A 24901-nucleotide genomic window follows, 5' to 3' on the forward strand; every position below is an offset into this window, starting at 1 on the left:
CCGGCGCGGTGGCAGAGTGGTTATGCAGCGGACTGCAACTCCGTGTACGCCGGTTCGATTCCGACCCGCGCCTCCATCATTTCCCCCAGCTTCAAACGTCCAGATTGAAGGCCAGACAACAGGCTACTTTGATTCCGTTGTTCATCGTCTGGCGTCACCCCGTCTCCATATGCTTCAATGACTGGAAAGCAGTCAAGTCAGCCAACAAGGCTGTATCTGTACCCTCGGCGCCTGGTCAAAAACAATGAGTACAGACGTTAAGAAGGTCAAACGCCGGCGCTCCGCCCCTCGGGGCCGTCAATTGGAACCGGCAGTATTGTCGGAGCTGCGGGATCTGATCGGTGATGAACGCGTTGATTCGTCATTGCGCCACCGCGATCGTCTTATCGAGCACCTGCATGTATTGCAGGACGCCGACGGTTATCTCTCCATGGCTCGCTTGCGGGCCCTTGCGACTTTCATGAACTTGCCCATGGCCGCCATCTATGAAACGGCCACTTTCTACGCCCACTTCGACGTTGTTCATGACGAACAAACGCCACCACCGGCCTTAACCCTGCGGGTATGTGATTCGCTTTCCTGCCAACTGGCCGGGGCAGAGGCGTTGCACCAGGCGCTATTTGACGGAACTGATCCCGCCAGGGTACGTGTGCGGCGTGCACCCTGCATGGGGCGCTGCGACACGGCGCCCGTGGTCGAAGTTGGCCATCATCATGTGTGCCATGCCAGTGCCGAGAATGTGGGCGTGGCCATAGAGCAGGGCCGGATTCACCCGGAAGACATCCAGTGGCAAGGCCTGGCGGATTATCGTTCTGCTGGCGGTTATGGCCTGCTGGCCGATTGCCAGGCGGGAAAGGTCACCGTCGAATCTCTGGCCGAGGAGCTGGAGCACGCAGGCCTGCGCGGCCTCGGTGGCGCTGGATTTCCCACCTACCGCAAATGGCAGGCCGTTCGCGCGGAACCGGGCCCACGCTATGCGGTGATCAACGCCGACGAGGGCGAACCGGGCACGTTCAAAGACCGTTATTACCTGGAACGTGAACCCCACGTATTTCTGGAGGGCGCGCTGGTCAGCGCCTGGGCCGTTGAAGCGAAGGCCCTCTACATCTACCTCCGTGATGAATATCCCGGCCTGCACCAGGTTCTGAAAGCGGCGATTGCCGAGCTGGAAGCGGCGGGCATCGTCGAGCCAGGTTTTATCATCCTTCGCCGTGGCGCAGGTGCCTATATCTGCGGTGAGGAATCCGCCCTGATCGAATCCCTGGAAGGCAAACCCGGCAAGCCGCGCCATCGCCCGCCGTTCGTGGCCCAGAAGGGACTGTTCAACCAGCCCACACTGGTCAACAACGTCGAGACGGTTTACTGGATCCCGCGAATTCACGCCCACGGCGCCGAGTGGTTTGCGAGCCAGGGGCGACATGGCCGTAAGGGGCTTCGCAGTTTTTCAGTTTCCGGTCGTGTCACGCGGCCCGGGGTGCATGTGGCACCTGCCGGCATCACACTCAATGAGTTGATCGAGGAATACTGCGGCGGCATGGCGGAGGGACATCGGCTCCTCGCCTATCTGCCGGGCGGAGCGTCTGGGGGCATACTGCCGGCCAGCAAAGCCGATATTCCGCTGGATTTCGACACGCTTCAGGAGCATGGCTGCTTCATCGGCTCCGCCGCCGTGATTGTTCTGTCTGATCAGGACGATCTACAAGCTGCCGCCGCCAATCTTCTGGGCTTCTTTGCGGATGAGTCCTGCGGGCAGTGCACCCCCTGCCGCGTGGGCACCGAGAAGATGCTCACCCTGCTGGAACGCAAAACCTGGGATGAGGAAACTCTCCAGCAGCTGGCGGGTGTTATGGCCGATGCCTCCATCTGTGGCCTGGGCCAGGCCGCGCCCAATCCGGTACTGAGCCTGCTGCGGGACTTCCGCAGCGAACTGGCCAGCAACAACCTGATCGCCAAAGGGTAGGGAGGCAGCCATGAGCGAGACCAAAAAAGCCACGAGCCACGCCAGCGAAATGTTTACCCTGACCCTGGACGACGTGGAAGTTCAGGCCTACCCCGGCGAAACCCTGTGGCAGGTTGCCAAGCGCGCGGGCGAGACCATCCCGCACCTCTGCTTCAAAGATGCTCCCGGTTACCGCGCGGACGGCAATTGCCGCGCCTGCATGGTGGAAGTGGAGGGTGAGCGCGTGCTAGCCGCAAGCTGCATTCGCGAGGCAGCCCCGGGCATGGTGGTTCGCAGTGCCGGCTCCGCACGGGTGCAGGCAGCCCGCAAAGGCGTGCTCGAATTGCTGCTGGCCGATCAGCCAGAGCGCGAGGCTAGCCCGGATCGCTCCAGCCACCTGTGGGATACCGCAGACCAACTGGCCATCGATGCCAGCTCCGTGCGTCAACGCATCCCGGCGCATTCAGAACGTAAAGAACCCACGGTTCACCATGTAGAGCCCCGGCCGGATTCACTGGTTCATGCCCAAGGGCATGACGCTTCCCATTCCGCCATGAACGTTAATCTGGACGCCTGCATCACCTGTGGCCTGTGCGAGCGCGCCTGCCGGGAAGTGCAGGGCAACGATGTCATCGGCTTGGCCCATCGCGGTGCCGCTTCCAAAGTCGTGTTCGATTTCGATGATCCCATGGGCGACAGCACCTGCGTTGCCTGTGGCGAATGCGTGCAGGCCTGCCCGACGGGTGCGCTTATGCCCGCCACCCTGATCGATGCCCAGGGCCGCGGAGATTCCGCCACGGCCGACCGCACCGTGGATTCCGTTTGCCCCTATTGCGGCGTGGGCTGCCAACTGACCTATCACGTGAAAGACGAGCCCGCTCATGTCGAAGGCGCAGCAGGCGAGCAGCGAGGGCGCATTCTGTTTGTTGAAGGCAAAGATGGCCCCTCGAACCAGGGCAGGCTCTGCGTGAAAGGCCGTTTTGGCTTCGATTACCCCTCACACCCGGCCCGGCTCACCCGGCCGCTGATTCGCCGGGAAGGCATCCCAAAAGGGCTCGATCCGGACTTTGATCCGGCCAATCCGTTAACGCACTTTCGGGAGGCAAGCTGGGAAGAGGCGCTGGATCTGGCGGCAGGCGGGTTAACCCAACTTAAAAGCCGGTACGGACCGGCCGCACTCGCCGGCTTCGGCAGCGCCAAGTGCTCCAACGAAGAAGCCTGGCTGTTCCAGAAGCTGGTGCGCACCGGTTTTGGCTCCAACCACGTGGACCACTGCACGCGGCTCTGCCACGCCAGCTCCGTGGCGGCGCTGATGGAATGCCTGGGCTCGGGCGCCGTCACCGCCTCCTTCATGCAGGCGCTCGAAGCCGATGTGGTCATCCTCACTGGCTGCAACCCGGCGGTAAACCACCCGGTAGCCGCTACCTACTTCAAGCAGGCCGCGCGCAACGGCACCAAACTGATCATCATTGATCCGAGGGGCCAAGCGCTGGACGCCTATGCCTGGCGCAGCGTGCGCTTCTCGCCGGGTGGCGACGTGTCCCTCTTCAATGCCATGCTCAATGTGATTATCAGCGAAGGCCTATACGACCAGGCCTACATTGACGCCCACACCGAAGGCTTCGAAGCGCTGGCAGCGAGTGTGGAAGGCATGACCCCGGAAGTGATGAGCCCGGTCTGCGGTGTAGAGCCGGACACTATTCGTGAAGTGGCCCGTGCCTACGCCCAGGCCGAAAACGCGATGATCTTCTGGGGCATGGGCATCTCCCAGCACGTACACGGCACCGACAATGCCCGCTGCCTGATTTCCCTGGCCCTTACCTGCGGCCAAACCGGTCGACCCGGCACCGGCCTGCATCCATTACGCGGCCAGAACAACGTGCAGGGTGCCTCCGATGCGGGCCTGATCCCCATGGTATTGCCCGATTACCAGCCGGTAGGCGATCAACAGCTGCGGGCCGCCTTCGAAGAACTCTGGAGCACCGAACTGGACCCCGAGCCGGGGCTCACCGTGGTGGAGATCATGGACGCCATCAAGGCGGGCACCATCAAGGGCATGTACATCCTCGGTGAAAACCCCGCCATGTCCGATCCGGATCTTACCCACGCCCGGGCCGCGCTGGCCGCTCTCGAGCACTTGGTGGTGCAGGACCTGTTCGTCACCGAGACCGCCCAGTTTGCCGACGTTATCCTGCCTGCCGCCGCCTGGTCGGAAAAGTCCGGCACCGTCACCAACACCAACCGCCAGGTGCAGATGGGCAGGGCCGCACTGGCGCCGCCGGGGGAGGCAAAGCCCGACTGGTGGGTTATCCAGGAAATGGCCCGGCGTTTCGGGTTGGCCTGGCACTACGCCGGCCCGGAGCAGGTGTTTGAAGAAATGAAACAGGGCATGCACTCGCTTGACCATATCACCTGGTCCCGCCTGGAGCGCGAAGGGTCCGTAACCTATCCATGCCCCGCAGACGACGCGCCGGGGCAAGACGTGGTCTTCTCCGATGCCTTCCCACGGGCAGGCGGCCGCGCGAAATTCTCACCGGCCAGCCCGCTGCCACCGGATGAGCCGGTGGATGAGGCCTATCCCATCGTGTTGACCACCGGCCGATTGCTTGAGCACTGGCACACCGGCGCCATGACCCGTCGCAGCAAGGTGCTGGACGAGCGCGAGCCGGAAGCGGCCGCCTACCTGGCACCAGCGGAACTGGAACGCATGGGCGTAACCTCGGGCAATGACATCCAGATTGCCACCCGGCGCGGCACCATCACCCTGACGGCACGGGCCGACCAGACCATGCCCGAGGGTATGGTGTTCGTTCCCTTCGCCTTTGTGGAGGCGGCGGCGAACGTGCTTACCAACCCGGCGCTGGATCCGTTCGGAAAGATCCCGGAATTCAAATATGCAGCCTGCAGATTGAGCCCGGCGTAAGACCCGACCTGAACAGACTCCTCCCGAGCAACGTTCATTGTCGTGCCGCCTCTGTAAAGTTGCTGCGGGTAGTCTAGAATAACGCCAAAATTCCGAGATCTTTCAGGTAGATAAAATGCCAAAGTTTTTGCACACGGCAGACTGGCAGATGGGCCGGGCGTTTACCCGTTTTGAAACCGAAGACGGCGCAGCCCTGGTCGAGGCTCGCTTCGAGGCCATTGAAACCCTTGCGCGGCTGGCCAATGAAAACCAGTGCGATGCGGTGGTTGTGGCCGGTGACGTGTTTGACGCACAAACGGTGTCCGATCGCACCATCCGGCGAGTATTCAACGCCACCAAGGGCTTTGCCGGCCCCTGGGTCATGTTGCCCGGCAACCACGATGCCGCCCTGGCCGAGAGCGTATGGACGCGAGCTCAACGCCTGTGTGCGGTGCCGGAGAACGTCCACCTGGCACTTCAGCCCGGCGTCATCGATCTGGAACCCCAGCGCCTGAGTATACTCTGCGCACCCCTGACCCAGCGCCATACCTACGGCGATCTCACCGAGCCATTCAGCGGGTACGAATCACCGGAAGGCTACCCAAGGATCGGCCTGGCTCACGGCAGTGTCCAGGGCCTGTTGCCGGACGAGATTGATTCCACCAATCCCATCGCGCCAGACCGTGCAGCAGCCAGCCGGCTCGATTATCTGGCCCTGGGCGACTGGCACGGCACCAAACAGATCGATGAACGCACCTGGTACAGCGGGACCCCCGAGCCGGAACGGTTCCGGAACAACGAAGCCGGGAATGCCCTGGTCGTTGAAGTCCCCGAACCCGGGGCAACCCCGACCGTCACCCGACTGCAAACAGGGCGGTATCAGTGGCACCAGTGGCGGGAAACCCTGGCGGTACAGTCCGACCTCGACCAGTTGCTGGAGCGCCTAAACACCTTGCCCGAATCCGCCGTTGTCGATCTGCGCCTCGAAGGCTCGGTAACCCTGGCCGGTGAGGAAACGCTGTTAAAGGCATTGTCGGTTGCCGAAGCACGATTCCGCAGCCTTCGCTGTGAACGCAGCGGGCTTCAGCTTGCCCCCACCGATGAAGACATCGCCGCCCTGAAAGCAGATGGCTACGTGGGCGAGGTGGTTGAGAGCCTGCGGGAGAAGCAGGAAGGGGCCCAGGACGATGTCGCCCGGGATGCGCTGGCGATTCTGGCCGGCTTGCTCCGGGAGCGGGAACAGGAGGCCAGCCAATGAAACTGCAGCGCATGCGCATTGAGCAGCTACGCCAGTTCCGTAAACCCTTTGTTCTGGACAACCTGGAACCCGGCCTCAACCTGATTCACGGCCCCAACGAGTCCGGCAAAAGCACCCTGGTGCGTGCCATCCGTGCCGCGTTCTTCGAGCGCTATCGCTCAACCGCCGTAGACGACCTTCGGCCCTGGGGCGATTCTGCCGCGGCACCCACCGTTGAACTGGATTTCGAGCACGAGGGCCGTTCTTGGCATCTCACCAAGAGCTTCCTGCAGCGCAAGCGCTGTGACCTGAAAGTCGGCACCGAAACCTACAGCGAAGACGACGCAGAAGAGAAACTGGCCGAATTGCTGGGCTACCAGTACCCGAAACGCGGCGCCAGCAAAGCCGAACACTGGGGCATACCGGGATTGTTGTGGGTGGAGCAGGGCACCGGGCAGGACATCGAACAGGCCATAGAGCACGCCGGGGATCATTTGAAGTCCGCTCTCAACTCCATGGTGGGTGAGGTGGCCAGTTCCGGCGGCGATGACCTGATCGAGACCGTCCGCAGCCAGCGGGACACCCTGCTGACCAGCACCGGCAAGCCCCGGGGCGATTACCTGAAACTGGAAAAAGACCGCGCCCAATACGAAGTTGAGATTGAAGAGCTGAAGGAGCGGGTGCATAAATACCAGGAACAGGTCGATCGGCTTGGCAAACTGACCCAGGATTACGATCAGGCCGAGGCCGAGCGCCCCTGGGAAGAGGCCCAGCGACAGCTGGAGCAAGCCCGGGCGCGCTATCAGCAGGTAGAGCGACTGGAGCAGCAGCAAAACCAGGAGAAAGCAACGCTCGGCCAGCTGCAGCAGAACCACCGATTGTTGCAACAGAACAAGGAACACCTGGAAGGCCTGAGTCGCCAGCTTGAGGGCCGAAAAGCCGAACTGGACCGTGCGGAGCGAGCCCTTGCCACCGCACAAGCGCAAACCCCGATGATTGCAGGCCGTTTGCAAGAAGCCAAAGCCGCCTACGAACAGGCAGAGAAGCAACGCAAGCTTTCCGGCTTGCTGCAAACCCGTGAACGGCTCGAGCAGGACGTTCGGCGGCTTGAGCAACAGAAACAGGTGCTGACCCAGAACCTCGCCAAAGCCAAGGACTACCACCATCAACTGGAGCAGGCCAGGCAGCAGGCCAGAGACAACCGGATCGATTCCGCCGCGGTCAAAAACCTGAAAGCCACCGCGAACCGGTTGAACGAAGAGACCATCCGCTCACGGACCATCGCCACCCGACTGAGCTGGCAGCTGGAAGCCAACGCGTCATTAGCGCTGAACAACGAGCAACTGACCGGGCAAGGCGAGCAGCAGCTTCTGGAAGAATCCACCCTGGTTATCCCCGGCGTGGGTACCCTGGGCATAACCCCCGGCGGCGAAGAGCTGGCCAGCACCCGCCGGAAGCTCAACACGCTCGAGGACAGCTTCGCCGAAAAGCTGAAGACCCTAGGCGTGACATCCGTGGAAGAGGCCGAAGACCGGCTTTCAGCCTTTGAAAATGCCGGAAGAGCCCAGAAGCACGCGGAAGACTTGCTGAAGTCCGTGGCGCCGGCCGGCATTGAGCAACTGGTTTCCGAACAGAGCGAGGCGCAAAGCGAACTGGAGAAAGCCAGAAGCCAATTGCAGGCCACGCCAGAACCGGACCAGAAAGCGAACGTTCCCGCCCTGGATGAGGCAGAAGCCGCTTTCACCCAGGCCGGCACCGCACTGGATAAAGCGGAGGCAGACGAGCGCGCGCATCAGTCCCGTCTGTCGGCCCTGAAGCAGGCAAGGGATAACGCCCAAACCGAATGGCAGCGGCTGGCGGATGAAGAAAAGAGCCCGGAACGGCAGCAGCAACTTCAGCAAATAACGACCGACCTGGCGAACCTTGCAAAACAGCAGGCCGAACTGCAAGCCAGCCTCGAATGCCGCGAACGGGAAATCCGCGAAGCCCGCCCGGAGTTTCTCAAGCAGGACATCGAACGCTACCAGAATGCGGTCAATCAGCTACGCCAGACCCAGGAGAACCGGGGCCGCGAACTCCGCGATATCAAAGTCAGATTGGAAGCCTGGGGTGCTGAAGGGCTTGAAGAACAGCTCAACGAGAAAGAGGCGGAGTATGACCAGTGCAACCGCCGCTATCAGGAATTGCACCGCCGCGCCCAGGCACTGGATCTGTTGCTGAATCTGCTCACCGAAAAACGCCAGGCCCTTACGCGCCGCCTGCAGGCACCGCTGCAAAAACACCTCAACCATTACCTGTCGGTGCTTTTCCCGGAAGCCTCCCTGGAAGTCGACGAACAGTTACGGCCTGGAACTTTCAGCCGGGGCAGCGAACTGGGGCAGATCACCGAACTGAGTTTCGGTGCGCGGGAACAGATGGGACTGATCAGCCGCCTGGCGTACGCCGATCTGCTGAGGGAAGCCGGAAGGCCAACGCTGGTCATTCTGGACGACACCCTGGTACACAGTGACAGCGACCGTCTGGAAGACATGAAGCGGATTCTGTTTGATGCGGCCAGCCGGCACCAGATACTGCTGTTTACCTGCCATCCGGAGAAGTGGCAGGACCTGGGGGTGCCGCCTGTGGATATTCAAGCATCGAAGGAACTGAGCGCTTAGTTGGAGTGTTCATCATGGATTATGTGGACCGGTGCACTTAAGTTTCGTTAATGTGCAAATAGATCGAAAGCAAATGGTTTTGTCACGAGAAAGGGGAGTTGAGCCAAAATGGATTCGCTGGAAGAGTTGCGCCTGAAATTGAAACAATTTGCTGAAGAACGCGATTGGCGCCAGTTCCACTCACCGAAAAACCTAACCATGGCCCTGTGTGGTGAGGCGGGTGAGTTGTCGGAGCAATTCCAGTGGCTTAGCGAAGACGACTCGAAAAACCTCAGTGAAAAACGTTTGGCGGCAGTGAAAGACGAAATTGCAGATATCCAGCTCTATCTTGTCCTCCTGGCAGATTCTTTGGGCGTGGATATCGCTAAAGAATCTGCCCGAAAAATAGAGGCGAATGCCCTCAAATATCCTGTTGCCAAAGCTAAAGGCAGGTCCAACAAATATAACGAGTTGTAGGGGTTATTCGTGATCGTCTATTCGGCTTCTAAGGCGGAATTTGTTGAGCATGTGAAGTTCAACCAGATCGAGAAGGTTATCGAGGAAGAGGTCTGGAAAAAGCTCAAGCGAAGAACCCCGAAATCCGAAATTGAGTCATGGAAGAATTCGCTTCAGTACATGTTTAACGCGTTGCTGGACCAAGGGATACCGCCGTCGGCGGGTGTGGCCATTGAGTATACGATTCCACTTACCAGTCGCCGAGTTGATTTTATCCTGACGGGCAAAGACTCTTCTCGCAATGACACTGCAGTTATCGTCGAACTGAAGCAGTGGTCCGAAGCAGAGGTTACGGACAAAGACGCAATTGTCCGAACATTTCTTAACGGGTCTATCCGTGAAGTTAACCACCCGTCCTATCAAGCATGGTCGTATTCAGCCCTGATTGAGGACTACAACGAAACGGTCCGAGAGGAGCGCATCAGCCTTCAACCCTGCGCTTATCTGCACAATATGGATAGTGGCGAGGCCATTAACGACTCCCGCTATGCTGCGCACACCGAACGAGCGCCGGTTTATATTTCGAGCGATGCGAAGAAGCTGTCGGAGTTCCTTAGGCGCAATATCCGGTATGGCGACAGCGATAACATTCTGTACCGGATCGAACATGGTGTGATTAAACCGTCAAAAGGACTTGCCGATTGCCTAGCTTCGATGCTCCGTGGCAACAGGGAATTCATTTTGCTCGATGAGCAGAAACTGGTTTACGAGACTGCGCTGGATCTTGCCGAAAAGGGACGCAAAAAGCCAAAACAGACCTTTATCGTGAAGGGTGGACCGGGCACTGGGAAATCGGTTGTTGCAATTAACCTGATCGTTGAAGCAACCAACAGAGAGATGTTGACCCAATTTGTCAGCAAGAATGCAGCCCCCAGGGAAGTCTTCAAGGCTCGCCTGACAGGCACCATGCGCAAAACCCACATAGATAATCTGTTCAGAGGGTCAGGTGGTTACATAGACACTGAGAACAACTTTTTTGATTTGCTGGTCGTCGATGAGGCTCACCGGCTTAACGAAAAGTCTGGGCTCTACGGAAATCTTGGTGAGAACCAGATAAAAGAACTAATAAATAGCGCCCGGACGTCGGTCTTCTTTATTGATGAAGACCAGCGAGTCACGCTTTCGGATATTGGCACTGTGGAAGAGATCCGGCATTTTGCCGGGCAAATGGGGTCAGAAGTGACCCTCATGGAGTTGAGCTCACAATTCCGGTGCAACGGCTCAGATGGCTATCTGGCGTGGGTTGATCATGTTCTGCAGATCAGGGAAACCGCGAACACATCGCTGGATGGCATCGATTACGATTTTAGGGTCTTTGATGATCCGAATGAGCTCCGGGATTTTATTGAAAACAAAAATCGCCGGGCCAACAAAGCTCGGTTGGTGGCCGGTTATTGCTGGGACTGGAACAGTAAGAAGGATCCAGCAAGGTTTGACATCGAGTTCCCTGAATATGGTTTCAGAGCAAGGTGGAATCTCGACAAGCACGGCTCAAAATGGCTGATCGCCGAGGATTCTATCAGTGAGATTGGCTGTATCCATACATGCCAGGGTTTAGAACTCGACTATGTAGGCGTGATTATCGGAGATGATTTCGTAATCCGGGATGGCATTGCTGTCACAAATGCCGGCGCTCGCTCAAAATCTGATCGTTCTGTGCGCGGGTACAAAAAGAGGTTAAAAGAGGATCGGGAAAGCGCCATCGCAATTGCTGACATGATCATCAAGAACACCTATCGCACCTTGATGACACGGGGCATGAAAGGGTGCTACGTCTACTCTGCAGATGCAGAAACCAGAGAACACTTCCGTAGATTTGCAGAAAACCAGCTCATAGAAGAGATGGATAATATTACGGACCTGCCTCTTCCCTATGAGGTCGTTGCTTATGATTCAGCGGTTCCGTATGACGGCTTTGTTCCTGTGTATAACCTGCACGCAGCAGCCGGCGAATTTAGTGAATTCCAGTTGCCCGCCGAAGAGGTTCAATGGGTAAATCTGCCTGAACATTTTGCCACCAGGCCGGGCCAGTTTGTCGCGCAGGTTGTTGGTGAATCGATGAATAAGCGCATACCCAATGGCGCTTGGTGCCTCTTTAACGCGAACCCAGGAGGAACGCGAAATGGCAAGATAGTCTTGGTGCAACACCGGGCTATTGAAGACCCTGATAACGGCAGTTGCCTCACCGTTAAACTGTATCGCAGTGAAAAAACGATGTCCGGCGATGAACTCGTTAACGAAAGAGTCATCTTGAAACCGGTCACTAGCGCTCATGGTTATCAAGATATCGTGATTGAAGACGAAGATCTTCACGACTTGAGAGTAGTTGGAGAGTTTGTGGCGGTGTTGGCCTGAGACCAGTGATTCAAATAACACTCCTGCACCTTGAAGAGAAGTTCTGGAGTAGATTTCCCGAGTTTGTTGGCGACGACCTGTCCGCCTGGTAGCCTGGTCTAGATCGACTTAAGGCTAATTAGTCGCAAGGGAACTATTTGATGCAGGATACGCTGAGTTATTACGACAGCAATGCCGATGACTTTGTGGAGTCTACGTTTGAGGTCAGCATGGAGGACCTTTACCGCGAGTTCTTGCCACAAATTCCCGAAGGTGGATACATTCTCGATGCTGGCTGTGGTTCTGGTCGAGATGCTTTGTTTTTCAAAAAGAACGGCTACCGCGTTTCTGCTTTCGATGGCTCAAAAGCCATTACCTCTCTTGCCCGCCAAAAGACCGGGTTGCCAATTCAGCACAGGTCCTTTTCAGACGTTCAAGAGACCATTACATATGACGGTATCTGGGCTTGTGCCAGCCTTTTGCATTTGCCTCTCGTTGAAGTGCCGAGAGCTATTGAACGGTTATGGCATGCCCTGAAACCGGATGGCGTTTTCTACATGAGTTTCAAGATTGGCCAGGGGGAACGTAACCACAATGGCCGGCACTTTACTGATGCTGACGAGTCGATTGCTGAGCAGTGGATTCAGGACCTGACAGACTTTGAAGCTTGCCATATGTGGCGCACTGATGATCAGCGTCCTGGTAGGGATGAGCAGTGGTTGAACATTCTTCTGACTAAAGCGCCGGCTGCCCACAAAAAGCTGACGACCGGCGGGAAAGAACATCATTTCCTACCTAAGCTTTGCCAGGCAATTAAAGCTGCTGATCAGGTAGATATGGCGGTAGCTTTTGTTAAGACCACTGGTTTAAATCTCTTGTTCCCGGATTTAGTTAGCGCGCTGCAGAAAACTCCTGATCCAACTCGCATCCGCATTCTCACCAGTGACTATTTGGATATTACCGACACAGAGGCTCTTCGGAAGCTTGTTCTATTGCATGACCATGGTGCTCAGGTGCGTGTCTATCAGAGCAGAGGGAGTAGCTTTCATTTGAAAGCTTATTTGTTCGCTGGCCATGTTGAGAATCAGCAAATGTGGGGCAGGGCGTTCATCGGCTCCAGCAATATCAGCCGACAAGCGCTGCAGGACGGGTTGGAATGGAATTATCAGGTGGATTTCCCGCCCGACTCTGGGTACCTCGAGGCTGCCAGTAGGTTCGATGAACTGTTTCAGCACCCAAATGCTGTGCGGCTCACTGACAACTGGATCGATGAGTACGAGAAACGGAGAAAGCCACCCGAACAGTCACTGGAACCGGGCAGTGATGAGAAACAGGAAGTCCCGACACCTAATGACGTGCAACAAGAAGCACTAGAGGCACTGGACCTGACACGGGTGGAAGGCTACCGAAGAGGTTTGGTCGTGTTGGCAACGGGTTTAGGTAAAACCTGGTTATCTGCCTTTGATGCCGTTCAAGTGGGTGCGCGTCGGATTCTTTTTGTTGCCCACCGCGAAGAAATTCTTTATCAGGCGGCTGAAACCTATTTGCGGATCAAGCCGAGTAGCCGCGTTGGCTTTTACATGGGTAAGCAGCGCGATCGGACAGTGGATATCCTTTGCGCTTCGGTACAGACGCTCGGCAAAGAAACCCATTTGGAACGATTCGATCCACGCCATTTCGATTACATCGTTGTCGATGAATTTCACCATGCCGCAGCGCCTGTCTATCATCGGCTTCTGAGTTATTTCGCGCCCCAGTTCCTGCTGGGATTAACGGCCACGCCAGATCGCACGGACCGCTCCGATATCTTGTCGTTATGCGATGACAACCTGGTATTCGAGTATCCGTTGTTCGAGGGAGTTAAGGGACAATTCCTCGTGCCGTTCCACTACTACGGCATCTATGACGAGACTGTCGATTACACCGAGATCCCCTGGCGTAACGGAAAGTTCGATCCCAATCTGCTCGCGAATAAACTGGCTACATACGGACGTGCCAAACACGTGCACAGGGTTTGGGGCGAGCAGAAGCAAAGCCGGACTTTGGCGTTTTGTGTTTCGCGGGTTCACGCCGATTTCATGGCAGACCAATTCTCTAGAAAAGGCGTAAGGTCCGCAGCCGTCCACGGTGAATCAGAGATGTCGCGTGGCGAGGCCTTGGAGAAGTTAGAAAACGGTCAGCTCGATGTGATTTTTTCCGTTGACCTGTTTAATGAGGGTGTCGATCTGCCCGCCATAGATACGGTGCTGCTCTTGCGCCCAACGGAATCCAAGATCCTTTTCCTCCAGCAGATCGGTCGGGGCCTACGGAAAAGCGCAGCCACTGGCAAAGACAAGCTTGTGATTCTGGATTTCGTGGGTAACCACCAGAGTTTCCTGCACAAACCCCAGGCGCTGATTGGCCAGGCGATGAATCACCGACAGTTAGCGGAGTTTGCCAGGAAAGCTGAAAAGAACCAGCTGGAACTGCCAGACGGATGCTTTATCAATTACGATCTGGCGGTGATTGACTTCCTTAAAGGCCTTGACCATCAGGGCGCTGAGAAAGACTATCAGGTACTTAAAGATACCTTGGGTCGTCGCCCAACACTTACCGAGTACTACCACTTCGGTGCCAGTATCGCTAAAACTCGCAAACTGCACGGAAGCTGGTTTGGATTGGTTCGGGACATGAACGATCTCACCGAGATTGAGTCAGAACTCTTGTCCCGCTACGAAAGCTTTTTGCTGGAAGTTGAAACGACGTCCATGAGCAAATCATTCAAAATGATTTTGCTAGACGCCTTCCAGCAGTTAGATGGATGGCGTAGTCCACCAAAGCTTTCCAAACTGGCCCAGACATCCTGGGAAACATTGAAACGCCGTCCCAGGCTGTATCAAGAAATTGCCTCTTCAGTGAAGGGCGTGGATGGTTCCTCGCCTCAATGGCAACAGTACTGGAAGAAGAACCCGGTCGATCATTGGACCAATAAGTCTCCAGCTATTTTTGAGATCGAGAACGATCAGTTTAAGCCTGTCGTTGTTCTGGAAAATGAACAGATACCGCCTTTCGAGGAGATGGTGCAGGAGTTAATTGATTATCGCCTGGCTTCCTATGAAGCGCGACAGTCTTCCAAACAAGAGCAGCAATCTGTTGAAAATGTTGTCCCGATCACCCCTTCTGAAACGGAACTGCCTTACTTCCCATCCTTGAAGATCGCTTGTGGCCATTTCAGGAGCAGTAACGCCGAAGAACCGGAGTACAGGTCCATCGGGTTGGGACACGGGCGAATAGAGCCAAATCGTCATTTTATTGCCCGAGCATCGGGTAACTCAATGAATGGTGGGAAGCAGCCGATTCAAGACGGTGATTATCTGCTGCTTGAGCAGATCAATCCCAATCAAGCTGGATCGATCACGGGTAAAACGCTCGCGATTGAGCGGCTGGATGATACAGGCGACACGCAATACCTTCTTCGTACTGTTCGTAAATCCCCAGTTGGGGAATATCGGCTTGAAGCCGCTAACCCAGAGTATGAAGACATTATTGTCACGCCCGCACTGATTGAACAGTTTCGAACATTCGCACGCTTTTGCGAGATTATCGATCCATTGGAAATGGCTCTCGGACAGGAAATCCCGAGAGAAGAGATTCCGGAGTTATTCGGAGCGACGTTTAATCCTGGCAATTGGCAAAGCGGTCACGTCTTTTTGAAAGATGCCAATGCCCATATTCTGTTAGTGACGTTAAACAAGCAGGGCAAAGGCGCCCAGCACCGCTATGTTGATCATTGGATTGATGAGCAAACTTTTCATTGGCAGAGCCAGAACTCAACCACGCCTCAAAGCAAGCGTGGTCGTGAACTGATTGAACACAAAAAGCTTGGACTTTCAGTGCACCTATTTGTCCGTGAGAATAAGCTTCGCAATGGCAAAGCGGCGCCCTTTACGTATTTCGGCCCCGTCGAGTATCAAAGCCATGAAGGAAGTAGCCCAATGAGCGTGATTTTCAGACTGAATTCGACGGATTAAGATTACCATGCTCGAATCGCCCCTAGCCCAACCCCTGAAACTCCCCTGCGGAGCAGTCCTCCCCAACCGCATCGCCAAGGCCGCCATGACCGAGGGGCTGGCAGACGATCATCTCCACGCCACCCACCGCCATGAAACCCTCTACCGCCGCTGGTCCGATGGTGGAGCGGGGCTGCTGATTACCGGCAACGTGATGATTGATCACCGGGTGCTGGAGCGGCCGGGTAACGTGGCGATTGATCCGGCGCCGGCAGAAGGCGAGCCGGAGGGTATGGCGCAGTTGCGTGCCTGGGCGGAAGCGGGCACCCGTAACGGCAATCATTTGTGGATGCAGATCTCCCATGCCGGTCGCCAGTCGCCGCGTTACGTGACCACGCGCCCAATGGGGCCGTCGGCAGTCCAGCTATCGCTGATGGGCAACTATGCCCGCCCACGGGCGATTACGGAGCCGGAGATCCTCGATTTTGTCCAGCGCTTTGCCAATGTTGCCCGGGTTGCCAAAGAGGCGGGCTTCACCGGCGTTCAGGTGCACGGGGCCCATGGGTATCTGTTGTCGTCTTTTCTGTCGCCTGTCACCAATCAGCGTACCGATCGCTGGGGTGGCTCACTGGAGAATCGCGCCCGTTTCCTGCTGGAGGTTGTGCGGGCAACACGCGCCGCTGTGGGGCCGGAGTTTCCGGTGGCGGTAAAGCTGAATTCCGACGATTTCCGCAAGGGCGGCTTTACGCTCGATGAGTCCGTAAGCGTGGTGCGCTGGCTCAATGAGGAGGGTATTGATTTGCTGGAGGTGTCTGGCGGCACCTACGAACAGCCGCGGCTGCTCGGCTACAGCGGTGATGCCGACACGGCAAGCGATGGACCGGCGGTGCGGGAAAGCACCCGCAAGCGGGAAGCTTATTTTCTGGATTACGCCCAGACGATTCGCGATGTGTGCGATTGCCCGCTGATGGTCACCGGTGGATTCCGGACGCGCGCGTTTATGGAGGAGGCAGTCGCTAATGGCGAAACCGATGTGGTTGGCCTAGGCCGCCCGCTCTGCACGGATCCCGATACGCCCAGGGATCTGCTTGAAGGGCGCATCGATAAGACGGTTTGCCATGAAGACCACATCAAGCTTGCCCAACGAGGGTTTTTCTCGCCGGCAAGCCCGCTGATGCCGCTGAAAGTCATTAACGTGTTGGGTGGCCAGGCATGGTACTACCAGCAGATTTTCCGGCTGGCGGATGGCGAAGAGGCGGATCCGGACTTGGGGATCCTTAGGGCCGTGGGAGCATATGTGAAGGATGAACTGAGCCGGGCCCGGCGGGTGAAAAAGGCCCGCCGTCAGCCAGTGGTATAGATTTTAAAATCCTGGTGAAGTTTCCCCCAATGCTCTTTCAGCCCTCTTTTGTGAGTCTCATCCATCGGCAGTGTATCCAAAGCTTCCGGCCATAGGTCCCGTGCTTTGCTGAGCGTGTCGTCCAAATGCGGCTTGATCGCCCGCCATGGAACGCCTGACTTTTCCGCCCACTGCTGAAAGTGCGCCATGGTGACGGCATACCACTCCTTTGTTTGGCCGAGATTGAGCGCGTACTGGGTTTCTCCCTCGATATAAACATTGGTAGTCACAATATCGTAGGCGGGGGACAGTCGTGGGGTGACCTTGTCGGGGTATAGCAAGCTCCAGTTCTTCAGGTGCGCATCGCCATTTGCCAGGAGAATATTAATCAACAAACGCCTGGCAAACTGTTGGGCGTCAGCGAGCCCATCGCCAGAAAAATCATAGATGACCTTGCCGATAGCCTCATAGTTCGCCGATGTGTATTTTTCGTGCGGGTACTTCACCAAAATTTGGGCGAAGTCTTCCATGTGAATGCGCTGATTGCCTTCGCGGTCGAAGCGCTTGATGGCGAAGGCTTGCTTCTCATCGGGTAGGTTGATTCGCGGCAGATTATCGAGCATTTCCAGCTCAACAAGACGGATCTCGGGAATATCAACACCCGCGAGCCCCGCCAGTGACATGGCGGTGTATTCGTTCAGCGGTACAAATTTGTGCTTGGTGGAGGGAGTTTTGATGATCCAGTCACCCAGCACGTTGTCTTGCGACAAATTGTAACGCCCATCGCTTTCCTTCATGGAAAATTTCATTTGCACGCCAGCGAGGGAAAACCGGTCTTTTCCTTTGTTACGAAGAGCCTCTGTATCGAATTTGGCCGCTTTGACTTTCCCGTGTGTGTTTAGCACGTTGTCGAGTAAATAGGCGGGAACCTCCTGAGGGTCCATGGGGGTGGCTTCGATAGCCCCCGGCAAATCTTTTCCGAGATACGAGAGTATCTGAAATTCATTATCGACATGCACCTTCAGGACTTGCGCTGTGAGTTCACGTAGGGCGCCTTCTGGGAGCAGATTGGACAGCACAGGATGCAGCCGTTGATTTCGTGCCCACGGTTCCGACATTAGCCTGGCTGCATTCGGAAACGTGGGGTGGGTAATTAAACTGAATGTCGGGCGTGCGGAATTATTTCTGAAGGTATCCGCAATGCTCAATACATTGCGACCGTTCTGAAAGCCCGCGAGGTAGCCTACCAGAACGCCATGGATGGTGAGCTGCAATACGTTGACTTCATCGTTGGCGATTGGGCTCACTCGTTTTCTCCCAGCAATCCTTGCCATGGATCATCGGCTAGTGATTCACTTTTTTTCCTGGCGGATTGATCTGGCTCGCTAGTTGTCTTTGAATCTCCCGCGAGTACAGCCAGCACGGCACTCACCTTTTCCTGCGGAATAAGCAGCAATTCGCTTTTAAGTCCTTTGGCCACCAGCTCAAGAGTATCGAGCCGCGGATTGCCTTTGGATTCCAGCCGCTGATATTGCTGGCGGGACATCCCCACGCGCAGCATCATGTCGTGTTGCTTTAGCGCCAGGGCTTTACGGCGAGCTTTTATCTGTTCGAGTAGTGAATTCATGATGAAGCTTATAAGTTGCTATTAGCCGATATGAAATACATTAGTTGCTATTTGGAGTTTATGCAATACATATGTTGCTATTCGGCTTGCATCCCAAACGGGGCCGGCTTTAGCGGATGATTGCCTACCTCAATAGGATTCGCTGGATCGAGCGGGGAATAAACCGGGTGATAAATTCAGCCGCGTAGGTCTGGGGTGTAACCAGATATCGGGGCTTGGGACGTACCGCTTCTGCGGCCCTGACGATCTTCTTGGCAACGTCCGATGTACTGGCTGTAAAGGGCTTGATCCCGGCGCCCGGCGCAAGCGAGGCTTCCATAGCTTTGTACTTGTCCCGGTGCACCGCGCTCGCTCTCTCAAGCACGGGCTGTAACGCGGCCAGGGCATGTTCCCTGAACCGGGTTTTCACGGGCCCCGGGAGCACCAGCGAGAGGCTTTCCAGGCTTTCGCTGCCCTGTTCATCGAACCAGAAGCTCTCATGGGCTGTGTTCATCGCAGATTTGGCGGCACAGTAGGCGCCTTTCATTTTCTGGGGGGTGATGGAGAGAACAGAGCTAACCGCGATGACCCGCAAGGGTTTGCCGTGTTGCTCGCAGAGTCTCAGACAGACGGCAGCCAGTTTGATGGGGCCAAATACGTGAGTACTGAATTGCCGTTGCCACATGGATTCGGACAGGTCGCAAAGCGCGCCAAATTGCCCGTAACCGGAGTTGTTGACGAGAATAACCCGCTCAGCTGCCGCAATTTCCGTCTCCAGCGTGCCGGCAAGCCCTTCGATCTGCTCAAAGGACAACAGATCCAGCGCCAGTTCCAGATCGGCAGACTCGACGCTGGTAGGCTGTCGGGACAGGGCGATAACCCTGTAGCCGTTGCGGGCAAAGAGGGTACAGGTCTCCTTGCCAATGCCGGCGCTGGCACCGGTTACCAGGGCGAGTTTGGTCATTGCATCAACCTCCAGTCCTGCATCCTCAGGCGAAATTCACCAGCCTGCCGCCCTGACACGAAAAGGCTCACTGAAGCCAGGTGCGAAAGATTCAGTGGTGCCTCGTCGGTCACTGTCTTGCCGCGCCAGGTAGGGATGAATTCACTGAACTGCAGGCGTATGCGGCTCCATTCTTCTGTACCTGGTGTGAATGCATGCTGGTACACGATGCTGCGGCGGTCCGTGCTGTTGCGAAGGCCGATTTTGTAGGTTTTACCGTCGCCGAGGGCCAGCAATTCAATGCCTGCGAACCCAGAGGCATCGACGGGTTCCGGAAAGTCTGCTTTTACTGAGGCGAAGCCGCCGCCGTTGTCCAGTCGTACTGTGCCGTGAAAAAGGCCGACGCCTTCCTCGGAGTGAATCAGCGCACCATCGGACTGCCCGCCCATGACCTGGTCACCAAGGGACTGCCAGGTTAGCCGGCTCAATTTATGATCAAAACTAACTAAGGTTTGGGGCATTTAGATGGGATTCCGCAGTTATTGCCGCTTTTCCCAATAATCTGGCTCGCGATGAAAATTCATAACGGCAAGAATGAAAATGCTGTGGCCTGGGTGGATTGATTCGTAGTAATCGATTGCATCATTCAATTCCGCTTCCGCTGCGGGGTGAAAGGAATAATCCATTATTTTTGCAGCCTGCTCCGAATCTTTCTGAAAACCTCATCGCCAGGTACTGCGTCTACTCTTCCGGAATCGAGTTCGTCGAGGCGGCTTTCGGCAACCTTTAACCATTTCTCGTCAATACTGGCTTCGATTGGGTTCAGGCTTTTCAATAATGACTCTACAACCAGCGCTCGTTCGTCGACGGGGAGAGCGCTAGCCTCGTCAATTAAATCCTGAAGGCGCATAGTGTTTGCTCCAAGAATGGTGAGGGACCAAGTACAGTATCCATATTAACGCTTTATGAGTTATTTTGCTTCCCAGCCCATACACTACTCCAAGGTTAACAGCGGTAAGCCCTTGAACGACTATCTTGACAAAATTCTCAGTGGCCAGCCCATTAACTACGAAGCTTTCCTGAAGAAACTTCCGGATGCGTTCAGGCGCCGGCATAGGGATTTGTTTGCGGCGAAAAAGGTAAAAACCAACCGTTGGCTTGTCACGATTCTGGATGAAAGCGCTTTCGCTGAGCTGCAGGATGTGGCGCAAACGCCGTTGAACCGGCTCGACGCCGCGAAAAAGGGTAATTCCCACCGCCATGGCACCGAGGTCAGTTTTCTTCTCGTTTACCATCATGGGTTGGCGTCCAGCCGGCCGGACGTCGTTGTTATAGGATCGGAATCGGTGGATATCGGTTTCAAGCGGGCTCGTTCGGTGCTGGTGGTGGAGAACGAGCAGAATTTCTTCCAGTATGCGCAGATGCTCGACTTCGTTAGTGAAACATTGGGCAAGCGCCTGGCATTTTCGGAGTGCGACGTGCTGTTGGGTGGTGGCAACCGGGTTACCCGGGGCGCGATTCTTGACTGGTTGAAGGGCTACGAAGACGTATTCTGCGCATTCGATTATGATGCGGGTGGTCTGCAAATGTTCTCGACGGTTTCAGCCTCTCTTGGTGACAAAGCCACCTTTGTTCAGCCTCGCGATTGGCAACCATGGCTGGACCGGTTTCGCAACAGACCGGACAGCACCGAACGGTTTACAAGGGCGGTATCGCTGGCGGAAGGGCTTGGTTTTGTGGCCCTGGCCGAGGCGTTTCGATCGACCGGCAAATTCATGGAACAGGAGATAATTCTGGATGAGTGACTCCCAGGGGAGCCCAGGCAATTTCAACTTTGGTATTCGCCGTCTGGTGCTGGTGGATTCCGCCGGCTTCTGTTACGTGGAAATTCCGGTGGATAACCATGGCCTCATTCTTGGCCCGGGGAACCTGGGCAAGTCCAGCCTATTAAACAGCCTGCGACTTTTTCTGTTGCCGGAGAACAACTTCAAGAACAGCCGCAAGAAATTCGCCTTCCGCAATGCCAGCGCCGGCAGCTTTTATACCAACGAGGAAAGCTACCAGCATTACTTTCCCAGCCAGTTCAGTTTCCTGATCATGGAAGCCGAGAACCCGGCCGGAGTGCATTGCCAGATTCTGTACCGCGACAGCGCCAGTCAGCTCAGCTATGGCCGTGCCTTTGTGCCGGTGAGCTACGATCAGCTGCGGCCGCTGTTCTGGGATGGAAATGATGAGGACGGCATTGGCCAGGCGGTGCCGGAGCTGTCGTTCAGCCGCTTGTCAGAAAAGCTGAAAAAGCTTTCAAAAGAAACCAGGCTGGTGAATGACCCGGCCAAACTCAAACAGATGCTGTACAGCAGTGAGCTCATGAACGCCGATGCCGTGCGCTATTCCGTGCTGCCGTTGGGTGAGTCTGATGAGCGCCGGGTGCAGTCGCTGCGCACGCTCATCCTGCTGTTGTTCGAAATGAAGGCAGACGATCAGGCCATGTCCAATGCGGTGGCCAGCATCATCGAGGCAGACAAGAAGTTCGCCGACGATGCCTTTGATTTCAACATCGACGACTTCCTGAACCGCCATGATCAGTTGAAGCAGCAGCAAACCCAGCTCAACCGGATCGAAAAAGAGCGTTCGCGGTTTGAAAGGCTGCAAAAGGATTATCAGGCCTACCAGACGCTACTCCGCAGCCAGCATGATTTCGCCGCGTTTCGGGATGGTGTGAGCAATGCCTTGCAGGACATTGGTTCAAAACGAAAAGCCGCAGCAGAGGCGTTCAATGAACAGAATGAGACGTTGCGCCATGTGCTCCAGGCCCTCAAAAAACTGGAGCAGGATGCCAGCGGCCTGAAAGGCGAGATCCGTTCTGCCGAGCGTCGCATCAAGCAGGCGGAGCAGAACCAGAAAGATGGCGATCTGTTGTTGTCCCAGTATGGGGAGATGACGCTCCAGGAAATCGAGGATATCCAGAAGGAAGAGCTTGAGAGCAGGAAAGGGCACCTGGCCGCATTGAAAAGCGCCGCCCAGGCGGAAATTCGGCTGGAGCAGATCCAGAAGAAGAAGCAGGAGCTGGAGCGCAAGCTGGAATCCCTGAAGGAACGGGAAAGCAAGCAACATTGGCAGCTGCAGAACCAGTTGGACGAGGCTACCGCTGCCCCGCTGCGGGCCGTCGACCCCCGATTGGTGATGGCGAGCCCGGGCCAGGATCTGGATGCCGATAGCAAGGCGGCCATCGAAGCGTTTGCCCGACTATTTGTGCCCAATGACAAAGGCTTTGACTGGTTCGATGCCGAATATCAGGCCCAGCCAGCGCGGCAGACCGACTTTGCAGAGCAGCGCCGGCATGTGGAAGGCGAACTTCATGGCCTGGAAAAGGAACGGGCGGAACTAGCAGACACCGCCAACCAGGAACACGATCGGCCACGGTTGATCGAGCGCACCGAGAAAGAGATCCGTGCCATCGAGAAAGATCTGGAAACGCTGCAGCGTTACCCGGCGGCCGCGACCACCCTTAAGGACGCCACTGAAGAAAAACAGGCGGCGGAAGAGCAACTGGCCAAGCTGAAAGAGCAGGCCCGGCTGGAACAGGAAAAGCAGGATGCGGTTCAGCAGAAGGCTGCCAAAGCCAGGGCCGAAAAAGAGCGGATTGAGGAGCGTGAACGGGAACTGGCGGGCCTCAGTCGCAGCGTGGGCACCGTGGAGCATCGCTTCCCGCATCTGAAAGCCGTGGAGGCGGAACAGCCGCTGGACGTCGAACAGGTGTCTGTGGCGGCGTTTGACGATCTGCAAAGCCAACTGGACGACCTGGAAGAGCGTCGTCGCAGTATTCTCGACCACCTGCGCCAGTTCGTTTATCTCGGCATCCATGAAGACACGGAAGGCGAGTTGCAGAAAGACGGCCCGGCGTCCTCGGTCATTCGAGAAACGTTCAAGAGCCTATCGGACCTGTTCGCCGGCATGGCAGAGCGCTGGAATGTGCTGGAGCAGCAGGTGGGTATCCATAACGAAACCGTGGCGAGCTACCGGCAGGCCCTGAAATCCAATCACGAGCACATTGCCCGTTTCGAAGCACAGCTGAACCGCGAGCTGGAAGGCGTGCACATCAACGATCTGGTGGAAATCCGCGTGGACATCCACACCGATCCGAAATTCCGCAATCTGGTGGAAGAAGCCAACAACATCGATCCTTATGGCAACCAGCTGCAGTCGGACGCGTTCTATGACCGTTTGCGGGTGTTTGTGGCGGACTTTTTCGGGGAGGGTGGCAGCAAGCGCCTGACCATGGACAAGGTGATCACCGGCATTTCCTACAGAACCCGGAAGCAGAATGCCACCAATCTGGACAAGAAAGGTCAGTCCACCTCCACCACGGCCCTGATCAATCTGGAACTGGTGTACCGGCTGCTGAAGCGCGTCCTGTATCCGGGCGTGCAGCTGTCGTTCCCCATGGTGCTGGATGAGCTGGCCAGCGTGGACATCAGCCAGATGCCGTCGCTATTGGAACGTCTCCGCAAGCAGGGCTTCAACCTGTTCTCTGCGGCCACCCACAGTGCCAGCGCGGAAGTGATCTACCTGATCGGCCGGCACCTGGAAGTAGGGCAGATGCGCACCGCGAAGCCTTACAGCCCGCAACGCACCCTGGTGTTCTGGGGTGGGGCGGAAGGCTTCACCAACGGCGAGGCCATGAGCCACTGGGCTGACCAGACCCAGGCCAGCTTGATGGAGCCGGTGGATGAGTAAACGCTTCAGCACCCTGGATACCACCCGGCTGCTGTTCGAGCACCCGAAGATCCTGTTCCGGATGATCGAACGGATGGATCGGAACGAAGCCCGGTATATCCGCGAGAGCGATCTGGTGGCCGAGGTGATGGACTATACCCGCACCCTTGGCAATGCGGATCGGGATCGGGTGCGGTTCGCCTTGAATACCGACAACCTGTTTCGCAGCGGCCTGGTGATCGACATCATCAAGGCCGGAGGTGAGCGTCGTCTGGTGTTCCAGGACGCCCTGATCAACCTGATGCGGGCCTGTAACGCGTCGCTGTATCAGGAACTGACCGATGCCCGCTTGCGGGGCCATCTGGTGACGTTACGGGATGTGCGCAATCGGCTGGAAACCAGCAGCTTCAGCGATGCCGACCCGGACTACACCGAACTGCGTGACGATCTGAACGAACGGGTCAGCCAACTCATCGGCTTGCTTCGCCAGAATGTACTGCGCATGCAGACCATCAGTGCCCAGCTTGCGGACCTGTCCGGCGACGCCAGCCGGGCACCGGAGAAATTCCTGGAGTTCCGTCAGAACCTGTTTGAGCAGATCGTTACTCTCTACGAGCGCCACATCAAGCCGACCCTGGTGTTCCTGAACCCGGATACGCGTCTCCCCGATGGCAGCAACCTGTTCGAGACCCTGGAAGCGATGGTTCGGCTGCTGGAAAGCCACGATGATCACAGCCTGGCAGA

The 24901-nt window shown here is 56.6% G+C and carries 15 protein-coding genes, 1 tRNA gene and 1 pseudogene; 12 read left to right on the plus strand and 5 right to left on the minus strand.

Annotation, left to right across the window (positions count from 1 at the left end; translation table 11 throughout):
• Positions 1-2 precede the first annotated feature (2 nt).
• From QZ534_RS17680 to QZ534_RS17725, 9 genes are all read left to right on the plus strand, one after another.
• Positions 3-76, plus strand: a tRNA-Cys gene (locus QZ534_RS17680).
• 168 nt (positions 77-244) lie between these two features.
• Positions 245-1960 (plus strand): NADH-ubiquinone oxidoreductase-F iron-sulfur binding region domain-containing protein, encoded by a 1716-nt coding sequence (locus tag QZ534_RS17685; RefSeq protein ID WP_296936417.1) that lies wholly within the window; start codon positions 245-247, stop codon positions 1958-1960.
• Between the two features lie 10 nt (positions 1961-1970).
• Positions 1971-4862 carry a formate dehydrogenase subunit alpha gene (gene fdhF, locus QZ534_RS17690; protein ID WP_296936419.1) on the plus strand — a complete coding sequence of 964 codons (2892 nt, stop codon included), beginning with the start codon at positions 1971-1973 and terminating at the stop codon, positions 4860-4862.
• 115 nt (positions 4863-4977) lie between these two features.
• A complete protein-coding gene (locus tag QZ534_RS17695) occupies positions 4978-6099 on the plus strand; it encodes a DNA repair exonuclease (RefSeq protein ID WP_296936423.1) in 1122 nt (373 codons plus the stop codon).
• Positions 6096-8735 (plus strand): AAA family ATPase, encoded by a 2640-nt coding sequence (locus tag QZ534_RS17700; RefSeq protein WP_296936425.1) that lies wholly within the window; start codon positions 6096-6098, stop codon positions 8733-8735. The genes QZ534_RS17695 and QZ534_RS17700 overlap by 4 nt, the downstream gene beginning before the upstream one ends.
• 108 nt (positions 8736-8843) lie before the next feature.
• Positions 8844-9191 carry a nucleotide pyrophosphohydrolase gene (locus tag QZ534_RS17705; protein ID WP_296936428.1) on the plus strand — a complete coding sequence of 116 codons (348 nt, stop codon included), beginning with the start codon at positions 8844-8846 and terminating at the stop codon, positions 9189-9191.
• Between the two features lie 9 nt (positions 9192-9200).
• Positions 9201-11585, plus strand: coding sequence for a DNA/RNA helicase domain-containing protein (locus QZ534_RS17710; RefSeq protein WP_366935829.1), 2385 nt, complete (start codon positions 9201-9203; stop codon positions 11583-11585).
• Positions 11586-11725: 140 nt separating this feature from the next.
• Positions 11726-15574, plus strand: coding sequence for a DUF3427 domain-containing protein (locus tag QZ534_RS17720; protein ID WP_296936431.1), 3849 nt, complete (start codon positions 11726-11728; stop codon positions 15572-15574).
• Positions 15575-15581: 7 nt separating this feature from the next.
• Positions 15582-16913 (plus strand): NADH:flavin oxidoreductase/NADH oxidase family protein, encoded by a 1332-nt coding sequence (locus tag QZ534_RS17725; RefSeq protein ID WP_296936433.1) that lies wholly within the window; start codon positions 15582-15584, stop codon positions 16911-16913.
• Here the strand turns inward: QZ534_RS17725 and QZ534_RS17730 are convergent.
• The 5 genes from QZ534_RS17730 to QZ534_RS17750 all read right to left on the minus strand — a co-directional run bounded on the left by QZ534_RS17730 (position 16898) and on the right by QZ534_RS17750 (position 20351).
• Positions 16898-18199 carry a type II toxin-antitoxin system HipA family toxin gene (locus QZ534_RS17730; RefSeq protein WP_296936436.1) on the minus strand — a complete coding sequence of 434 codons (1302 nt, stop codon included), beginning with the start codon at positions 18197-18199 and terminating at the stop codon, positions 16898-16900. The genes QZ534_RS17725 and QZ534_RS17730 overlap by 16 nt on opposite strands.
• A complete protein-coding gene (locus QZ534_RS17735) occupies positions 18196-18519 on the minus strand; it encodes a helix-turn-helix transcriptional regulator (protein ID WP_296936440.1) in 324 nt (107 codons plus the stop codon). The genes QZ534_RS17730 and QZ534_RS17735 overlap by 4 nt, the downstream gene beginning before the upstream one ends.
• Before the next feature lie 124 nt (positions 18520-18643).
• Positions 18644-19462, minus strand: a complete 819-nt coding sequence (locus QZ534_RS17740) for an SDR family NAD(P)-dependent oxidoreductase (RefSeq protein WP_296936443.1) — start codon at positions 19460-19462, stop codon at positions 18644-18646.
• A complete protein-coding gene (locus QZ534_RS17745) occupies positions 19459-19962 on the minus strand; it encodes a CIA30 family protein (RefSeq protein WP_296936446.1) in 504 nt (167 codons plus the stop codon). The genes QZ534_RS17740 and QZ534_RS17745 overlap by 4 nt, the downstream gene beginning before the upstream one ends.
• Before the next feature lie 164 nt (positions 19963-20126).
• On the minus strand, positions 20127-20351 hold the full coding sequence (locus QZ534_RS17750) for an addiction module protein (RefSeq protein ID WP_296936450.1): 225 nt from the start codon (positions 20349-20351) through the stop codon (positions 20127-20129).
• A 112-nt stretch (positions 20352-20463) separates the two neighbouring features.
• Here QZ534_RS17750 and QZ534_RS17755 point away from each other — a divergent pair, with 112 nt between their 5' ends.
• The 3 genes and pseudogenes from QZ534_RS17755 to QZ534_RS17765 all read left to right on the plus strand — a co-directional run.
• Entirely contained in the window at positions 20464-21246 is a 783-nt protein-coding gene (locus QZ534_RS17755; RefSeq protein WP_296936453.1) for a hypothetical protein, read from the plus strand.
• Positions 21239-24178, plus strand: a complete 2940-nt coding sequence (locus QZ534_RS17760) for a hypothetical protein (protein ID WP_296936456.1) — start codon at positions 21239-21241, stop codon at positions 24176-24178. The genes QZ534_RS17755 and QZ534_RS17760 overlap by 8 nt, the downstream gene beginning before the upstream one ends.
• Positions 24171-24901, plus strand: a pseudogene (locus QZ534_RS17765) (hypothetical protein); the annotation flags it as partial. The gene QZ534_RS17760 and the pseudogene QZ534_RS17765, both read left to right, overlap by 8 nt.

Origin of the sequence: uncultured Marinobacter sp., assembly GCF_913055835.1 — a bacterium.
Classification (GTDB): domain Bacteria; phylum Pseudomonadota; class Gammaproteobacteria; order Pseudomonadales; family Oleiphilaceae; genus Marinobacter.